General features: G+C 70.1%; 11 protein-coding genes. 4 read left to right on the top strand and 7 right to left on the bottom strand.

Annotation, left to right across the window (positions count from 1 at the left end):
* Positions 1–51: 51 nt before the first annotated feature.
* Together AC3A6X_RS13960 and argB are read left to right on the top strand one after the other, a co-directional pair.
* Positions 52–1146 carry a glycosyltransferase family 4 protein gene (locus tag AC3A6X_RS13960; protein ID WP_487842734.1) on the top strand — a complete coding sequence of 365 codons (1095 nt, stop codon included), beginning with the start codon at positions 52–54 and terminating at the stop codon, positions 1144–1146.
* A gap of 145 nt (positions 1147–1291) precedes the next feature.
* Positions 1292–2185 (top strand): acetylglutamate kinase, encoded by an 894-nt coding sequence (gene argB, locus AC3A6X_RS13955; protein WP_487842733.1) that lies wholly within the window; start codon positions 1292–1294, stop codon positions 2183–2185.
* A gap of 30 nt (positions 2186–2215) precedes the next feature.
* Here the strand turns inward: argB and galE are convergent, their stop codons facing one another.
* A complete protein-coding gene (galE, locus tag AC3A6X_RS13950) occupies positions 2216–3232 on the bottom strand; it encodes a UDP-glucose 4-epimerase GalE (RefSeq protein WP_487842732.1) in 1017 nt (338 codons plus the stop codon).
* 121 nt (positions 3233–3353) lie between these two features.
* On the opposite strand from galE, the gene slmA reads away from it, so the two are divergent.
* Positions 3354–4016, top strand: coding sequence for a nucleoid occlusion factor SlmA (slmA, locus tag AC3A6X_RS13945; protein ID WP_487842731.1), 663 nt, complete (start codon positions 3354–3356; stop codon positions 4014–4016).
* A 9-nt stretch (positions 4017–4025) separates the two neighbouring features.
* On the opposite strand, the gene AC3A6X_RS13940 is transcribed toward slmA, so the two are convergent.
* The 3 genes from AC3A6X_RS13940 to fusA form a co-directional block, all read right to left on the bottom strand.
* The gene (locus tag AC3A6X_RS13940; RefSeq protein ID WP_487842730.1) at positions 4026–4544 is read right to left on the bottom strand and encodes a BON domain-containing protein; all 519 of its coding nucleotides are present in this window, start codon (positions 4542–4544) and stop codon (positions 4026–4028) included.
* Positions 4541–4813: a hypothetical protein gene (locus tag AC3A6X_RS13935; protein ID WP_487842729.1), complete on the bottom strand. Its 273-nt coding sequence runs from the start codon at positions 4811–4813 to the stop codon at positions 4541–4543. Before AC3A6X_RS13935 ends, AC3A6X_RS13940 begins: the two co-directional genes overlap by 4 nt.
* Positions 4814–4939: 126 nt before the next feature.
* Positions 4940–7000 carry an elongation factor G gene (fusA, locus tag AC3A6X_RS13930; protein ID WP_487842728.1) on the bottom strand — a complete coding sequence of 687 codons (2061 nt, stop codon included), beginning with the start codon at positions 6998–7000 and terminating at the stop codon, positions 4940–4942.
* Between the two features lie 184 nt (positions 7001–7184).
* Between fusA and AC3A6X_RS13925 the strand changes: the two genes are divergently transcribed.
* Complete coding sequence (locus AC3A6X_RS13925; RefSeq protein ID WP_487842727.1) at positions 7185–7817, top strand: LysE family translocator; 633 nt, start codon at positions 7185–7187, stop codon at positions 7815–7817.
* A 107-nt stretch (positions 7818–7924) separates the two neighbouring features.
* Here AC3A6X_RS13925 and AC3A6X_RS13920 read toward each other — a convergent pair whose 3' ends face one another.
* The 3 genes from AC3A6X_RS13920 to AC3A6X_RS13910 all read right to left on the bottom strand — a co-directional run bounded on the left by AC3A6X_RS13920 (position 7925) and on the right by AC3A6X_RS13910 (position 13556).
* Positions 7925–8821 (bottom strand): SDR family oxidoreductase, encoded by an 897-nt coding sequence (locus tag AC3A6X_RS13920; protein ID WP_487842726.1) that lies wholly within the window; start codon positions 8819–8821, stop codon positions 7925–7927.
* Positions 8822–8873: 52 nt separating this feature from the next.
* Complete coding sequence (locus AC3A6X_RS13915; protein WP_487842725.1) at positions 8874–9734, bottom strand: helix-turn-helix domain-containing protein; 861 nt, start codon at positions 9732–9734, stop codon at positions 8874–8876.
* A 105-nt stretch (positions 9735–9839) separates the two neighbouring features.
* Positions 9840–13556, bottom strand: coding sequence for a patatin-like phospholipase family protein (locus AC3A6X_RS13910; protein WP_487842724.1), 3717 nt, complete (start codon positions 13554–13556; stop codon positions 9840–9842).
* Positions 13557–13623: the final 67 nt, after the last annotated feature.

Genomic DNA, 13623 nt, shown 5'->3' with positions numbered 1-13623 from the left:
ATTTCGCCCGGGGATTCTAGGAGCAGGCTCCTGGGGCCCCGCCTCACGCCCATGCTTACCCTGATCGTCATCAGCTTCCTCCTCTCCGCCATCGCCGTGCAGCTGTTCATGCGGCGCGCGCGCCGCCATGCGCGGCGCTACGGCCACGACATGCCGCAGCGCTTCCACAAGGGCCATGTGCCCCGGCTCGGCGGTGCCGGCATGCTGCTGGGCACCGGCGTCGCGTGGCTGGTGGCGGGGCTGCCTTCCGACCCCTTCAACGTCAACTGGCCGATCAAGGCTTCCGGCATCGCGCTGCTGTGCATCGCGCCGGCGGTGCTTGCCGGCATCGTCGAGGACCTGACCCAGCGCGTCTCGGTGCGCTACCGGCTCGGCATCACCATCGGCTCGGCGCTGCTCCTGTGCTGGCTGCTCAAGCTCGGCGTGGCGCGCACCGGCGTTCCCTTCGTCGACGGCTGGCTGCAGGCCTGGCCTTACGCCGCGATGCTGTTCGCGGTCGTTGCCATCGGCGGCCTGCCGCACGCCTTCAACATCATCGACGGCTACAACGGCCTGGCCGGCACGGTGGCCATCCTGGTCTGCCTGGCGATCTCGCACGTGGCGCTGCAGGTGGGCGACCGGCAGCTCGCCGCCATGGTGATCTGCCTGGTCGGCGCGACGTCGGGCTTCCTCATCTGGAACTACCCGCGCGGCAAGATCTTCGCCGGCGACGGCGGGGCCTATGTCTGGGGCATGGTGATCGCGCTGGCTGCGGTCACCCTGGTGCAGCGGCACCGCGTGGTCTCGCCGTGGTTCCCGATGCTGCTCTTGATCTACCCGGTCTGGGAGACGGTGTTCTCGGTCTACCGCCGCTTCGTGCGCGGCCAGTCGCCGGGCGACCCGGACGCGCTGCATTTCCACCAGCTGATCTTCCGCCGCATCGTGCGCGTCGCCTTCGCCGACGACGAGGCCCGCCAGCTACTGGCGCGCAACAACCGCACCTCGCCCTACCTGTGGATCTTCGCGGCCCTCACCGTGGTGCCGGCCGTGCTGTTCTGGAACAACACGCCGGTGCTGATGGCCTTCAGCGCACTGTTCATCGCCACCTACGTCCTGGCCTACTTCATGATCGTGCGCTTCAAGGTGCCACGCTGGCTGCGCCCTTGAACAGCTAAGCTCTCCCCCAGGTTGGCTCACTTCGTGTAGCCGCCCACCCCCTCACCGGGGGCAACACCAGCGGCCCGGCAAAGCCGGTTCCTCGGTGTTTCCCGAATTTGCCGGCAAAATCCCGTCGTCTTTCAGCGTGAGCACCATGACCGACCCCGTCCTCAACATCCCCCCGCGCGACAAGGCCGAGATCCTGGCCCAGGCGCTGCCCTACATCCGCAAGTTCCACGGCAAGACCATCGTCATCAAGTACGGCGGCAACGCCATGACCGACCCGGCCCTGCAGGCCGACTTCGCGGAAGACGTGGTGCTGCTCAAGCTGGTCGGCATGAACCCCGTGGTGGTTCACGGCGGCGGCCCGCAGATCGAGGCGGCGCTCAACCGGCTCGGCAAGAAGGGCCACTTCATCCAGGGCATGCGCGTGACCGACGCCGAGACCATGGAAGTCGTCGAGTGGGTGCTGGCCGGCGAGGTGCAGCAGGACATCGTGGGCCTGATCAACCAGGCCGGCGGCAAGGCGGTCGGCCTGACCGGCCGCGACGGCGGCCTGATCCGCGCCCAGAAGCTCAAGATGGCGGACCGCAACGACCCCAACGTGGAGCACGACGTCGGCCAGGTGGGCGACATCGTCGCCATCGATCCGGGCGTGGTGAAGGCGCTGCAGGACGACGCCTTCATCCCCGTCGTGAGCCCCATCGGCTTCGGCGAGGAGAACGAGAGCTACAACATCAACGCCGACGTGGTGGCCGGCAAGCTGGCCACCGTGCTCAAGGCCGAGAAGCTGATGCTGCTGACCAACACGCCCGGCGTGCTCGACAAGGACGGCAAGCTGCTCACCAACCTCAGCGCCCGCGAGATCGACGACCTGTTCGCCGACGGCACCATCTCCGGCGGCATGCTGCCGAAGATCGAGGGCGCGCTGGATGCGGCCAAGAGCGGAGTCAACGCGGTGCACATCATCGACGGGCGGGTGCCGCATGCGATGCTGCTGGAGATCCTCACGGACCAGGCCTACGGGACCATGATCCGGGCCCGTTGAGGGTTTCTGAGTCATTGCCCTGAAAGGCTTTCAGGTATAGCCCTTCGGATTCCCCTCCTGCCACCGCCAGCTGTCCTCGCACATCTGGTCCAGCCCGCGCCGCGCGCGCCAGCCCAGCAGCGACTCGGCGAGCGCCGGGTCGCCCCAGTAGGCCGGCACGTCGCCCGGCCGCCGCGGCCCGATCTCGTAGGCGATGGTCTTGCCGCTCGCGCGCTCGAAGGCCTTCACCACGTCGAGCACCGAGGCGCCCTGGCCCGTGCCCAGGTTCAGCGTGACCAGGCCCGGCTGCTTCTCGGCATGGCGCAGTGCCGCCACATGCCCCTCGGCCAGGTCCATCACGTGTACGTAGTCGCGCACGCCGGTGCCGTCCGGCGTCGGGTAGTCGCCGCCGTGCACCGAGAGCTTGTCGCGCAGCCCCACCGCCACCTGGCTCACGAAGGGCATCAGGTTGTTGGGCTTGCCCTGGGGGTGCTCGCCGATCAGCCCGCTCTCGTGCGCGCCCACCGGGTTGAAGTAGCGCAGGAGCGCGATGCGCCAGGCCGGGTGCGCACGGTGCAGGTCGCGCAGCGCGTCCTCCACCATCAGCTTCGACCGGCCATAGGGATTGGCCGGCCGCAGCGCCGCGCTCTCGGGGATCGGCGACCTGTCCGGGTCCCCGTACACCGTGGCCGAGGAAGAGAAGATCAGCGTGCGCACGCCCGCCGCCTGCATCGCCTCGGTCAGCACGAAGCTGCCATGCACATTGTTCTGGTAGTAGGTGATTGGGTCCGCCACCGAGTCGCCCACCGCCTTGAGGCCGGCGAAATGGATCACGCCGCCGATCGTCTCCTCGCGGAACACCCGGTCGAGCAGGGCGCGGTCGCGCACGTCGCCCTCGACGAAGCGCGGCGCGGTGCCGATGATCCGGGCCAGCCGGTCGAGCACGCGCACGTCGCTGTTGCCGAGGTTGTCGAGGATCAGCGGCACATAGCCCGCCGCTGCCAGCGCCACGCAGGTGTGGCTGCCGATGAAGCCGGCCCCGCCGGTCACCAGAATCGTTGGGCTCATCGTTCTTTCTCGCCAATCGTTAAAAAATCCCGTTGATTCTGCGCGACGTACAGTGCATGTCCGGTTGGCACGCGCTCACGTCGCTGTGCGAGAATCAATTTTTTACATTTTGCACGTGCCCATGCAGAACGATGACGAGACCAGCGCCCCAGGCGCTCCGCTGAGTTCCGTGAGTTCCGAGCCGGTGCCAGCAGCAGCGCCGACGCGCAAACGTCCCAAGCCAGGCGAGCGGCGCGTGCAGATTCTCCAGGCCTTGGCCGCCATGCTGGAGCAGCCCGGCGCCGAGCGCGTCACGACCGCGGCCCTGGCCGCCCGGCTCGAGGTGAGCGAGGCCGCGCTGTACCGCCACTTCGCCAGCAAGGCGCAGATGTTCGAGGGCCTGATCGACTTCATCGAGCAGAGCGTCTTCACCCTCATCAACCAGATCACCGAGCGCTCCGCGCCGGGCCAGGAGCAGGCCGCGCGCATCATCGCCATGCTCGTCCAGTTCGCCGAGAAGAACCCGGGCATGACCCGCGTGATGGTCGGCGACGCTCTGGTCTACGAGAACGAGCGCCTGCAGAACCGCATGAACCAGTTCTTCGACAAGATCGAAGCCACCCTGCGCCAGGCCTTGCGCGGCGCGGCCGCGGCCGACGGCTCGGCCACGCCCAGCGTCGATGCGCAGGTGCGCGCCTCCGCGCTCACGGCCTTCGTGGTGGGGCGCCTGCAGCGCTTCGCGCGCTCGGGCTTCCGGCGCCAGCCCTCGGAGCATCTCGACGCCGCCGTGGCGCTCATGCTCTGAGGCGCTGATTCAGTTCGTCACCGTGAGCCGGTTGTCGACCGAGTCGACGCCGTTCACGGTGCGCGCGATCTGCTCGGCGCGCGATTTCGCCTCGGCGCTCGGCGCCGAGCCGCTCAGCTTCACGGCGCCGGACTTGGAGGCCACCTCGATCTGCCGCGGACCGAGCTCCGGGTCGCGCGCGATCGCGGCCGACACCGAGGCGGTGATCGCCGTGTCGTTGGCTGACGAGCCCAGCGCGCTGCCGGCGTTCTTCAGGGCCTGCTTGGCCGCGTCGATGTCTTCCTTCACGTCCGGCGACTTGAAGTAGTTCACCGTGTTGTCGCGGGCCTTCTCCGCCAGGTCGGCGGCCTTGCGCGCGGCGGCGACGGTTGCATCCTCCGTCTTCTCGACCGCGGTATCGACGTTCTTCCGGGTTTCTGCCTTCTCGCTCTCGCTGCAGGCGGCCAGCGCCACCACGACGGAGCCCGCCACCAGCAACGCGCAGTTCAAACGTAGAAGGCGAAGCAGCAACTCTTGCTTCAGGATCATCGACGCTCTCCTTGTTGCGGCCGCCGGGCGCCGCGAAACTCCTCCAGCAGGGCCGCCAGCCGCGCCACGCCGCCCGTGCCGCTGGCTGCGCGGCCGATGAAGGCGCCCGCTGCGGCGGCGACCAAGGCCCGGCCGATCAGCGAGCGGCTGCGTCCGGTCGCCATCAACAGCAGCACGCCGGTCGCCAGCACGATCAGGTGTTCGCCCGGCAGATCGGGCCGGCGCGCGTCCGCTTCCTTGAGCTTTGCGAGCCACGATTTCATTTCCATGAGGACTCCTCGTTCCAGCGCTCCTTCATAGGCGCGGCGCGCCGAACCCGGTGTAGGCGGGTTTCGAATACGCAACGAAGATCGCGCCGCCATCCGGCCCCTTGACGGGGCAGGGGGCGCGTCGCCTCACTCCGTGTCGCGCACCTTGTGCTGCGACATCAGCTGCTGCTGCGTCGTGGGCGGCACCGCCTCGTAGTGCGACAGCTCGATGGTGTAGCGCCCCTGGCCGCTGGTCATCGCATTGAGCCGCGACTGGTAACCCGAGAGCTCCGACATCGGCACCTGGCCGCGCACCAGCACCGTCCCCGCCGCCGCGTTGGCCGTGCCGGTGACCAGCCCGCGCCGCGACGACAGGTCGCCGGTGATGTCGCCGATCGCGCCGTCGGGCGCGGCGATGTCGATCTTCACCACCGGCTCCAGCACGATCGGCCGCGCCTCCTGGATCGCCGCGATGAAGGCCTTGCGCCCCGCGGTGGCGAAGGCGATGTCCTTGCTGTCCACGCTGTGGCTCTTGCCGTCGTAGACCGTCACCCGCACGTCGACCACCGGGTAGCCCGCGATCGCGCCGTGCTCCAGCACCTCGCGCACGCCCTTCTCGACGGCCGGGATGAACTGGTACGGAATCGCCCCGCCCTTGACCTCGTCCTTGAACTCGAAGCCCGTGCCGCGCGTCAGCGGCTCCACGCGCAGGAAGACCTCGCCGAACTGGCCGGCCCCGCCCGTCTGCTTCTTGTGGCGATGGTGGCCCTCGGCCGGCGCCGTCACCGTCTCGCGATAGGCGATGCGCGGCGGCCGCGTGTTGACCTCGAAGCGGTACACGTCGCGCAGCCGCTCCAGCAGCACGCGCAGGTGCAGCTCGCCCAGGCCGTAGACGATGGTCTCGTTGGTCGCCGCCACATGCTCCACGCGCAGGCACGGGTCTTCGTCCACCAGCTTGCCCAGGATCTCCCACAGCCGCTGCTCGTCGCCGTGCCGCTGCGGCTGGATCGCCAGGCCGTGCACGGGAATGGGGAAGTCCAGCGCTGCCAGGTGGACATGGTCGTCCTCGGCCGCGTCGTGCAGCACGGCGTCGAAGTGGATGTCCTCCACCTTCGCCACCGCCACGATGTCGCCCGGCAGCGCGCGCGACACCTCCGTGTATTCCTTGCCCTGCAGCATGAACAGGTGGTTCACCTTGAAGGGCTTGCGCCCGTCGCCGATGAAGAGCTGGCTGTCGCGCGTGAGGGTGCCCTGGTGTACGCGGAAAATGCCCATCTTGCCCACGTACGGATCGACCGTGACCTTGAACACATGCGCCAGCACGTGCGCCGAGGGATCGGGCTTCGCCTCCATCGGCTTGGCGTCTTCGCCCTCGCCGACCAGGAAGGCCGGCGGATTGGCCTCGGTCGGATCGGGCAGCAGCTTGACGATCACGTCCAGCAGCTCGCCGAGCCCGGCCCCGTTGCGCGCCGAGACGAAGCACACCGGGATCAGGTGCCCCTCGCGCAGCGCCTGCTCCAGCGGCGCATGCAGCTCGCTGGGGTCCACGTCGCCTTCTTCCAGGTAGCGGTCGACGAAGGCCGCGTCCACCTCCACCACCTGCTCGACCAGCGCGCGGTGCGCCGTCTCCACGTCGCCCATCTTGCAGCCGCCCTCGCGGTTGTAGAAGCAATCGAGCACCTTCGTGCCGCCGTCGTCGGGCAGGTTGATCGGCAGGCACTCGCGGCCGAAGGCGGCCTGGATCTGCGCCAGCAGCCCCGCCATGTCCACGCCCTGCGAGTCGATCTTGTTGACGATCACCATGCGCGCCAGCTTGCGCGCCGCCGCATGCTCCATCATGCGCACCGCCATCTGCTCGATGCCGGTGGCCGCGTTGATCACCACCGCCGCCGTTTCCACCGCCTCCAGCGCCGGCAGGCTCTGGCCGAGGAAGTCGGCGCCGCCGGGCGTGTCGAGCAAGTGGATGCGCGTGCCTGCATGCGCGAGGTGCATCACCGAGGAATTGAGCGAGTGCTGCATTCGCCGCTCGAGTGGGTCGAAGTCGCTCACCGTGCTGCCGCGCTCCACGCTGCCCGGCGCGCCGATGGCGCCTGACTTGAGCAACAGCGCCTCGGCCAGCGTGGTCTTGCCCGCGGCGGACGGACCGACCAGCGCCAGGGTTCGCACCGCTTCCATTTCGGCCACGAGGCCGTTCGATCGGCTTGGCATGGATATCTCCTTTGCGCCTTGCGTGGCGCTGCGGACGGCCGATGGGAACGCAAGCGCCGCCCGGTTGGCGGTCCAGGGTACGGGATTGCCCAGCCCGGCGCAAGGCGGACAACCTGAGCGGGCGGCTCGCCGCGCCGGCGGCCCGAGGACTATCATGCTCGCCCGATCCGAGGAGCACCCCTGCATGAACACCCCGACCCTGCTCGTCTTCGCGCTCGTGGCGCTGATCGCCATCGCCACCCCCGGCCCCACCGTGCTCCTGGCCCTGGCCAACGGCTCGCGCTTCGGCGTGCGCCGCGCGCTGCCCGGCATGCTGGGCGCGGTTGCCTCCGACTTCGTGCTGGTGGGCGCCGTGGCGCTGGGCCTGGGCGCGTTGCTGGCCGCCTCGGAGTTCTGGTTCTCGGTGCTCAAGTGGGTGGGCGCGGCCTACCTGGCCTGGCTGGGCTTTCGCCTGCTGCGCTCGCAGGGCGGGCTCGATCTCTCGCAGCAGGGCGGGGCCGACGGCCGCGGCAGCCCGCGCGCCATCTTCGCCAAGTCCTTCCTCGTGGCCGTGACCAACCCCAAGGGCTACCTGTTCTGCTCGGCGTTAATGCCCCAGTTCATCGACCCCGGCGCGTCGCAGTGGCCGCAGTACGCGGCCATCAGCGTCGTGTTCGCGTGCTTGGACTTCTCCGTGATGCTGGCCTATGCCGTGATCGGCGCGCGCGCCGTCAAGCTCCTGCGCCGGCGCGCCGTGCTGTGGCTGGACCGCTGCTGCGGCGGCGCCCTGCTGGCCCTGGCCGGCTCGCTCGCCTTCTACCGCCGCAGCGCCAGCTGAGCGGCATTCCTCCCACTTCCGCTCGCGCGCGGCACTCCTGCCTCTCCCGCCCGCGTGCGGCATTCCTCCCTCTCCCGCTGGCGGGAGAGGGCTGGGGTGAGGGTGGTTCACCCTCCCTCGAGCTCGAAGGCCTCCACCCGCCGCCCATCGATATCCGTGAACCCGTACTCCCCAGCAAGGTCCGCCACCCGGTGTACCGCACCGCTCTTCCCCAACACCCCCGCATCCCCCGCCAGCGCCACCACAGCCCGCCCCAGATAGCGCGGCGATTCCGTCCGCGCCAGCGCCGGCCGCTCCTGCCAATGCGCCTCGTCCGTCTTGTGCCCCGTCAGCACGAACTCCGTGCGCATCCACCCCGGCGACACCGCCAGCGAGGCCACCCCATGCGGCCGCAGCTCCTGCGCCATCCCGAAAGCCAGCCGCGTCATGCTCGCCTTGGCCAGGTCGTAGAACAGGTTGCCGCGCAGATAACGGTCCCGGTCCCAGAAGGTCGTCGTCACGATCAGCCCCCGCTTGCGTTCCACCATCATCGGCGCCGCGAAGCGGCTGGCCAGCAGGTGGTTGCGCACGCCGCGGTCGAACATCGAGTCCCAGTTCGCGAGCGGGTGCTCCCAGAAGGGCGCATCGAACACCCCGTTGAAGGTCTCGTGCCCGCCCCAGGCGTTGTTCACCAGCACGTCGATGCGGCCGGCCTCGCGCTGCACGCGCTCGAACAGCGCCGCTACATCGTCCTCGCGCGTGTGGTCGCAGCGCACCGCGACGCCGCGCCCACCCATGCGCGTGACCTCCTCGGCCGTCTCGTCGATGCTGCCGGGCAGGGCGTCGAGCCCGGCCAGGCCCATCAGCTGCCCATAGGTGTCGGGTTGCCGCTCGCGCGTGCTGCGCCCGGTCACATACACGGTCGCGCCCGCCGCGCCCAGCTCCTGGGCGATGCCGCGCCCCGCGCCGCGGCTGGCGCCGGTCACCACCGCCACGCAATCCTTAAGCCTTGGTTGTTGCCGCATCCGCTGTTCCTTTCTTCGCTTGTTCGTCGAGTCCGGGAACGATAGGCCGCCTTCAAGCCGCCGTCTTGGAAGAACCCGAAACCGCGCGACCCAGGAACTCCGTCGGCGTCAGCCCGCAAAGGGCCCGGAACTCGTTGACCAGATGCGACTGGTCGTAATAGCCGTGGTCCACCGCCACCTCCGCCCAGTCGGGCGCCGCCTGCCCGCGCAGCCCGCGCAGGCAGCCATGCAGCCGCGCCAGCCGGCCCCAGGCACGCGGCGACAGGCCCACCTGCGCGTGGAACAGCTGTTGCAGCCGCCGCTCCCCGACGCCGACGGCCGCAGCCACCTCGCGCAACGGGCGCCGTCCACCCGAGGCAACGATGAGTCGCGCCGCATGCGTCGCGGCCCGTTGTGCCGTGCTGGATGCGCGCTCGGCCTCGGCCAGCCGGCGCTGCAAGGCGGACTGCAGCCACGCCATGCGGGCGGCATCGTCCGGCGCCTCGGCCATCCGTGCCAGCAGCTGCGCGCCTTCGCCGTGCCACAGCGTGTCCAGCGGCAGCGCGATCCCTGCCAGCTCCCCGGCCGGCAGCCCCAGCAGGCCGGCCACCGCACCGGGACGCAGCGTGAGCGACACCCCATCCATCCTGCCGCGCAGGCGCACCAGCGCCGGCGCCGTCGTGGCGCCGACCACCACCGCGGACGGGTTGGTGGTATCGCCCAGGTTGAAGATCAGCCGCACCGCCCCATCGGGCAGCACACGCTCGACCACCTCATGCCCTGCCACGAAGTCCTCCCGGCACAGCAGCACGTGCGACACATGCGCCCGCAGCGCCGCGCCCACGGGCAAGGCGCGCAGCGTGCCGGCAGGCGCGTCTGCTTCCGGCCCTTGCACCGGGTCGTCGTCGAGGCGAAGGAACAGGCGTTCGCTCATGGAGGGCAGCGAGGAAGGGCCCGCATCATCTCCCCGAAGGCCGCAGCTGCGCAACGAAGGCGGCCGCCGCCGGCGCAGCCGGCGCGCCGGGGCTCGGGCGCCTGCTCACTTCGGCGTCTGTGATTCCCTGACCGGCGGCGGTGCCGCCTTGACCGATGGCGGCGCCGCAGCAGGCGGCTCGCTCGGTGGGGCGGGCGGTGGGGGCGCGAACCAGACCTCGACCGTCCTTGCCCTCGGGCGATATCGGGCCGGCAGCGGCTCCACGGGCCAGTCACCTTGCTTGACTGCGCCCGCCAGGGCGCGCGCGCACATCACGGCATCGAGATCATGAAATCGCACCGTGGTCTTCGACACCACGGGCGGGCTGGCGAAGCCGCGTGAGTGCGCCGTGGCCACCACGTCCTCGATCGGCGCGAGCTTCGCGCCGAGGCGCCCCCAATCTGCGGCGTAGCCCTCCGCGGTTGCGCGTTGCTCCGGCCGGTAGATCTGCCGGAAGAGGGTGATGTCGCTGCACGGCCCCCCGCCGGGCGCCGGTGAGCCCGGGCTGGTGGCGGCCGCTGCGAGCGGCAAGCTGTCCAGCAGGCCCGAGAAGCGCCCTGTGAAACTGCACTCCGGCCGCGGCAGCACGCCCATCTTCAAGGCCTGCCGTTGAGCGTCTTCCCGCTGGGCCACCACGGGATCGCAAGGATGGGCATTCGTGGCGTTGCCCGCCCCCGTGTAGTCGTAGATCCAGTAGCGCGGCGGCGGCTTGACGCTGATCACCTCCGGCCCCGGCGCGAGGCAGGTTGCGCGGCTGCTCGCATCCCGGCCCTGCGCCGCGTTCAGCAGCGCGCCGCAGGCGGCCGGCTTGTCCCCGGGGATCGCCGCGCAGAGTTCGCGCCCCGCGCTGTCGATGCGCACCGCCAGGTCGGAGCGGGCGAACCAGTCGGCGCCGCCGGCCGGGCAAAGGCTGTCCGCCGTGCGCAGCAATGCGGCGGCCAGCGTGTTAGCCGCCGCCGGCTTCTCGTCTTCCTTGGCCGCCGCGGCCTTGGTCCACAGCTCCGTGAGCTCCTTCACCGCGCCGCGCTCGTCCGTGCTCTGCCGGGTGTAGCTGCTCTTGGTCGCCTCGATGGCCTGCCACGCCGCCACGCCCACTGTCGCTGCAGCGCTGAGGCTGAGCGTCGCACCCACGGCCGTCACACCGCTTGCCGCCGTGGCAATGCGCGTTCCGACGCGCCCGTTGCCGGCCGGCGTCGAGGCGCCGGCGGCGGGCGCGGCCGCCTTTGCTGCAACAAAAGGCGAGCACTCGTCGTCCTCGAACCATGCGTCTGCATTCGCCAGCAGCGCTTCGATGAACACGCGGTCCAGGTGCTGGCCCAGGAAGCTGCCCAGATGGAAGTAGCTTTCCCATTGCGCTTCGGAAAAGAACTGGTCCGATGTCGCCTGCTGCGGAAACTCCGCGTACTGCCGCTTGAAGTTCATCAGGTCGACCGGCAGCCCCGCGCACACATTCGGCTTGATCACGATCAGGATGCCCGTGCTCGCGCCCGCATCCGCGTACTGCACCTTCGCCAGCGCGAGGCAAGCGCTGCTCGTCGCCGATTCCAGATCGTCCAGCGAACCGAAGCGCTCCAGCGCCGCGGGCCGGGGAGCCGTCGGAGCCGCCGGCCGCGCGGTCCTGAAGCGCCGCGGGGCAGCGGCCGCCGCGGCGGCTGTCTTGCTGACCTTCGGCTTCTGGAACAGGATCTCCGCCTGCAGGTCGATGCGCGCCTTGCGCACCAGGTTCTCGAGGTCCTCGAAGCGGTACTGCGGGTCCGCGCCGCAGTCGGCGATCACGATGACCTGCGCGCGCTCGGCGAGCAGCACATAGGCTGCCGTGTTCTCGAAATGCCCGCCGTCGGTGAGGAACCAGTCGTCCTTGTCCGTGCCCTTGAAGACCCCGAAGGTCTCGTTGAGCACGCCGCGCGACTTGGCCCCCAAGCGGTACGGCGTCGTGGTGCACCCCGTGCGCGCCGACCGGTCCCACCAATAGCCCAGCCGCACGCCGGCGAAGGTGGCGAGCGCGGAGATCCCGCCGCGCGTGCGCCCGCCCAGGCCCGGCGCCACCGCGGCGCCGGAGATCGCCGCCCAGTTGCCCAGGCTCAACGCCCCGGGGCCGATGAGGTCTTCCCACTCGCCCTGCGAGGCCTTGCGCAGCCCGCCGGATGCGACCGACAGCGCCAGCCCGCGGCGGTCCTGGTTGAACAGCCCGCCGCGCGGATCGCGCGTCTGGTTGATGCACACGTTGAGGATATGGATGGGCCCGCCCTGGGCCTGCGGCCGGTAGGCGTCCAGCGCGATGTCGTCGTCGGCATGGACGGCGTCGACCGAAGCGATCTTGTGGTCGGTGCGCAGCACCTGCGGCACACGACCCAGCGCCGTGAGCGGCGGCACGGGAGCGTCGCTGGTGAACCGCGCACCGTTCGCCGCGCCCAGGTAGCTGCGCACGATGCGCGCCTTGTAGAAGGCATGCAGCGACGAGACGTTCAGAAACTCGACGTTCTGCCCCGTCAACAGCAGGAAGCCGAGCACCGGCACGGCGAGCATCAGGCAGGCCATCCACCCGCTGCCGTAGGAAAGCCCTTCAGGCGTGAAGAGCGCGCCCAGCACCATCTTGTGCGCCAGCGAAGCCCACCACACGCACAGCAGGAAGACCAGCGCATAGCCCAGCAAGCGCCCCACCGCCAGCACCACGCTCGTGCCCGGGCTCGAGGGCAGCAGCTTCGAGGCCAGCGGCAGCACCGCGCGGATCACGGCCGCGGCGATGCCCAGCCACAGGCCCGCCACCCCCTGGCCCGTCTCGGTGAGCGGCTCCAGCTCGAAGGCCAGGAACCAAGCGCAGCGGTCGATCAGCCCCACCAGCACGATGGCGCTGAACAGCTCGAAGGTCTTGGCCAGCGCCCGCGTCACATAGGTGCGTGCGGCCTCGGCGCGCGGGCCTCCATCGTCCTTGGATCGCCACAGGAAGTTGGCTGCCACCGGCATCGCCGCAAGCCACAGCGCGAGCAGTGCAATGGTGATGACGAGCAAGGTGCTCCTGAGCACCTGCCCCACCGGACGATGGCTGCCTTCGAACTGCAAGTACCACCAGCACAGCCCCCAGGTCAAGGCCAGGCTTCCCACCCACGCCGCGACCAGCCAGTACCACTTGGTCTCGTCCACCCACGGGATGGCCCAGTAGGCCGCCGCCCGCCACGCGCCCACCATGAAGACCAGCGGCAGCGCCAGCCACACCACCGGAATCCACAGCGGCGCCCAGCCGGGCAGGTCTTGCAGCAGCGCGAACACCGGGTCGGAGGCGGCCGCGCCCAGCGCCGCCAATCCCTGCCAGGCATGCAGGATCACCACGTCGAGCACGAGCGTGACCGCCAGCACGATCAGCGCGAACTCGAAGTGGATCGCGACCAGGTTGCGGAAGAACAGGGCCGCTACGAACAGCGTGTCGCGCATGCCGTGCGGGATCAGGTAGCGCCCGTTCGCGCGCAGCCACCAGACGAACCAGCCGGCCTGTATCTCGCCCAGCGCCTGCTGCACCCGGAACATGTCCGTGCGCCGCGTGCCGCGCGAGAACAGCCGCCCCAGCATGCTGCCGATGTACCCGCCGCCCGACACCGTCGACAGCAGATCGAAGCGCAGCAACAGCCGGTTGCGCGCCAGGCTGCGCAGCAGCCCGAAGCAGAAGGTCGCGCTGCGAATGCCGCCGCCCGACAGCGCCAGGCCCCAGAGGGCCGAGCCGTCTGCGGGAAGGCTGCGAATGCCCAGGGCCCGGCGGCGGGCCGTGACTTGCTCAAGCAGCTTATTCACGGGTGCTTCCCTCCAGGGTGGCGGCCCGGCAGGAGTCGTTGCCAGTTCGAGCGCAGGCGCGCGCCGA

The sequence above is a fragment of the Variovorax sp. Soil_C_12 genome, assembly GCF_057657375.1.
Note: the sequence above shows the minus strand (reverse complement) of the source record. Positions and strands in the feature narration are given on the sequence as shown.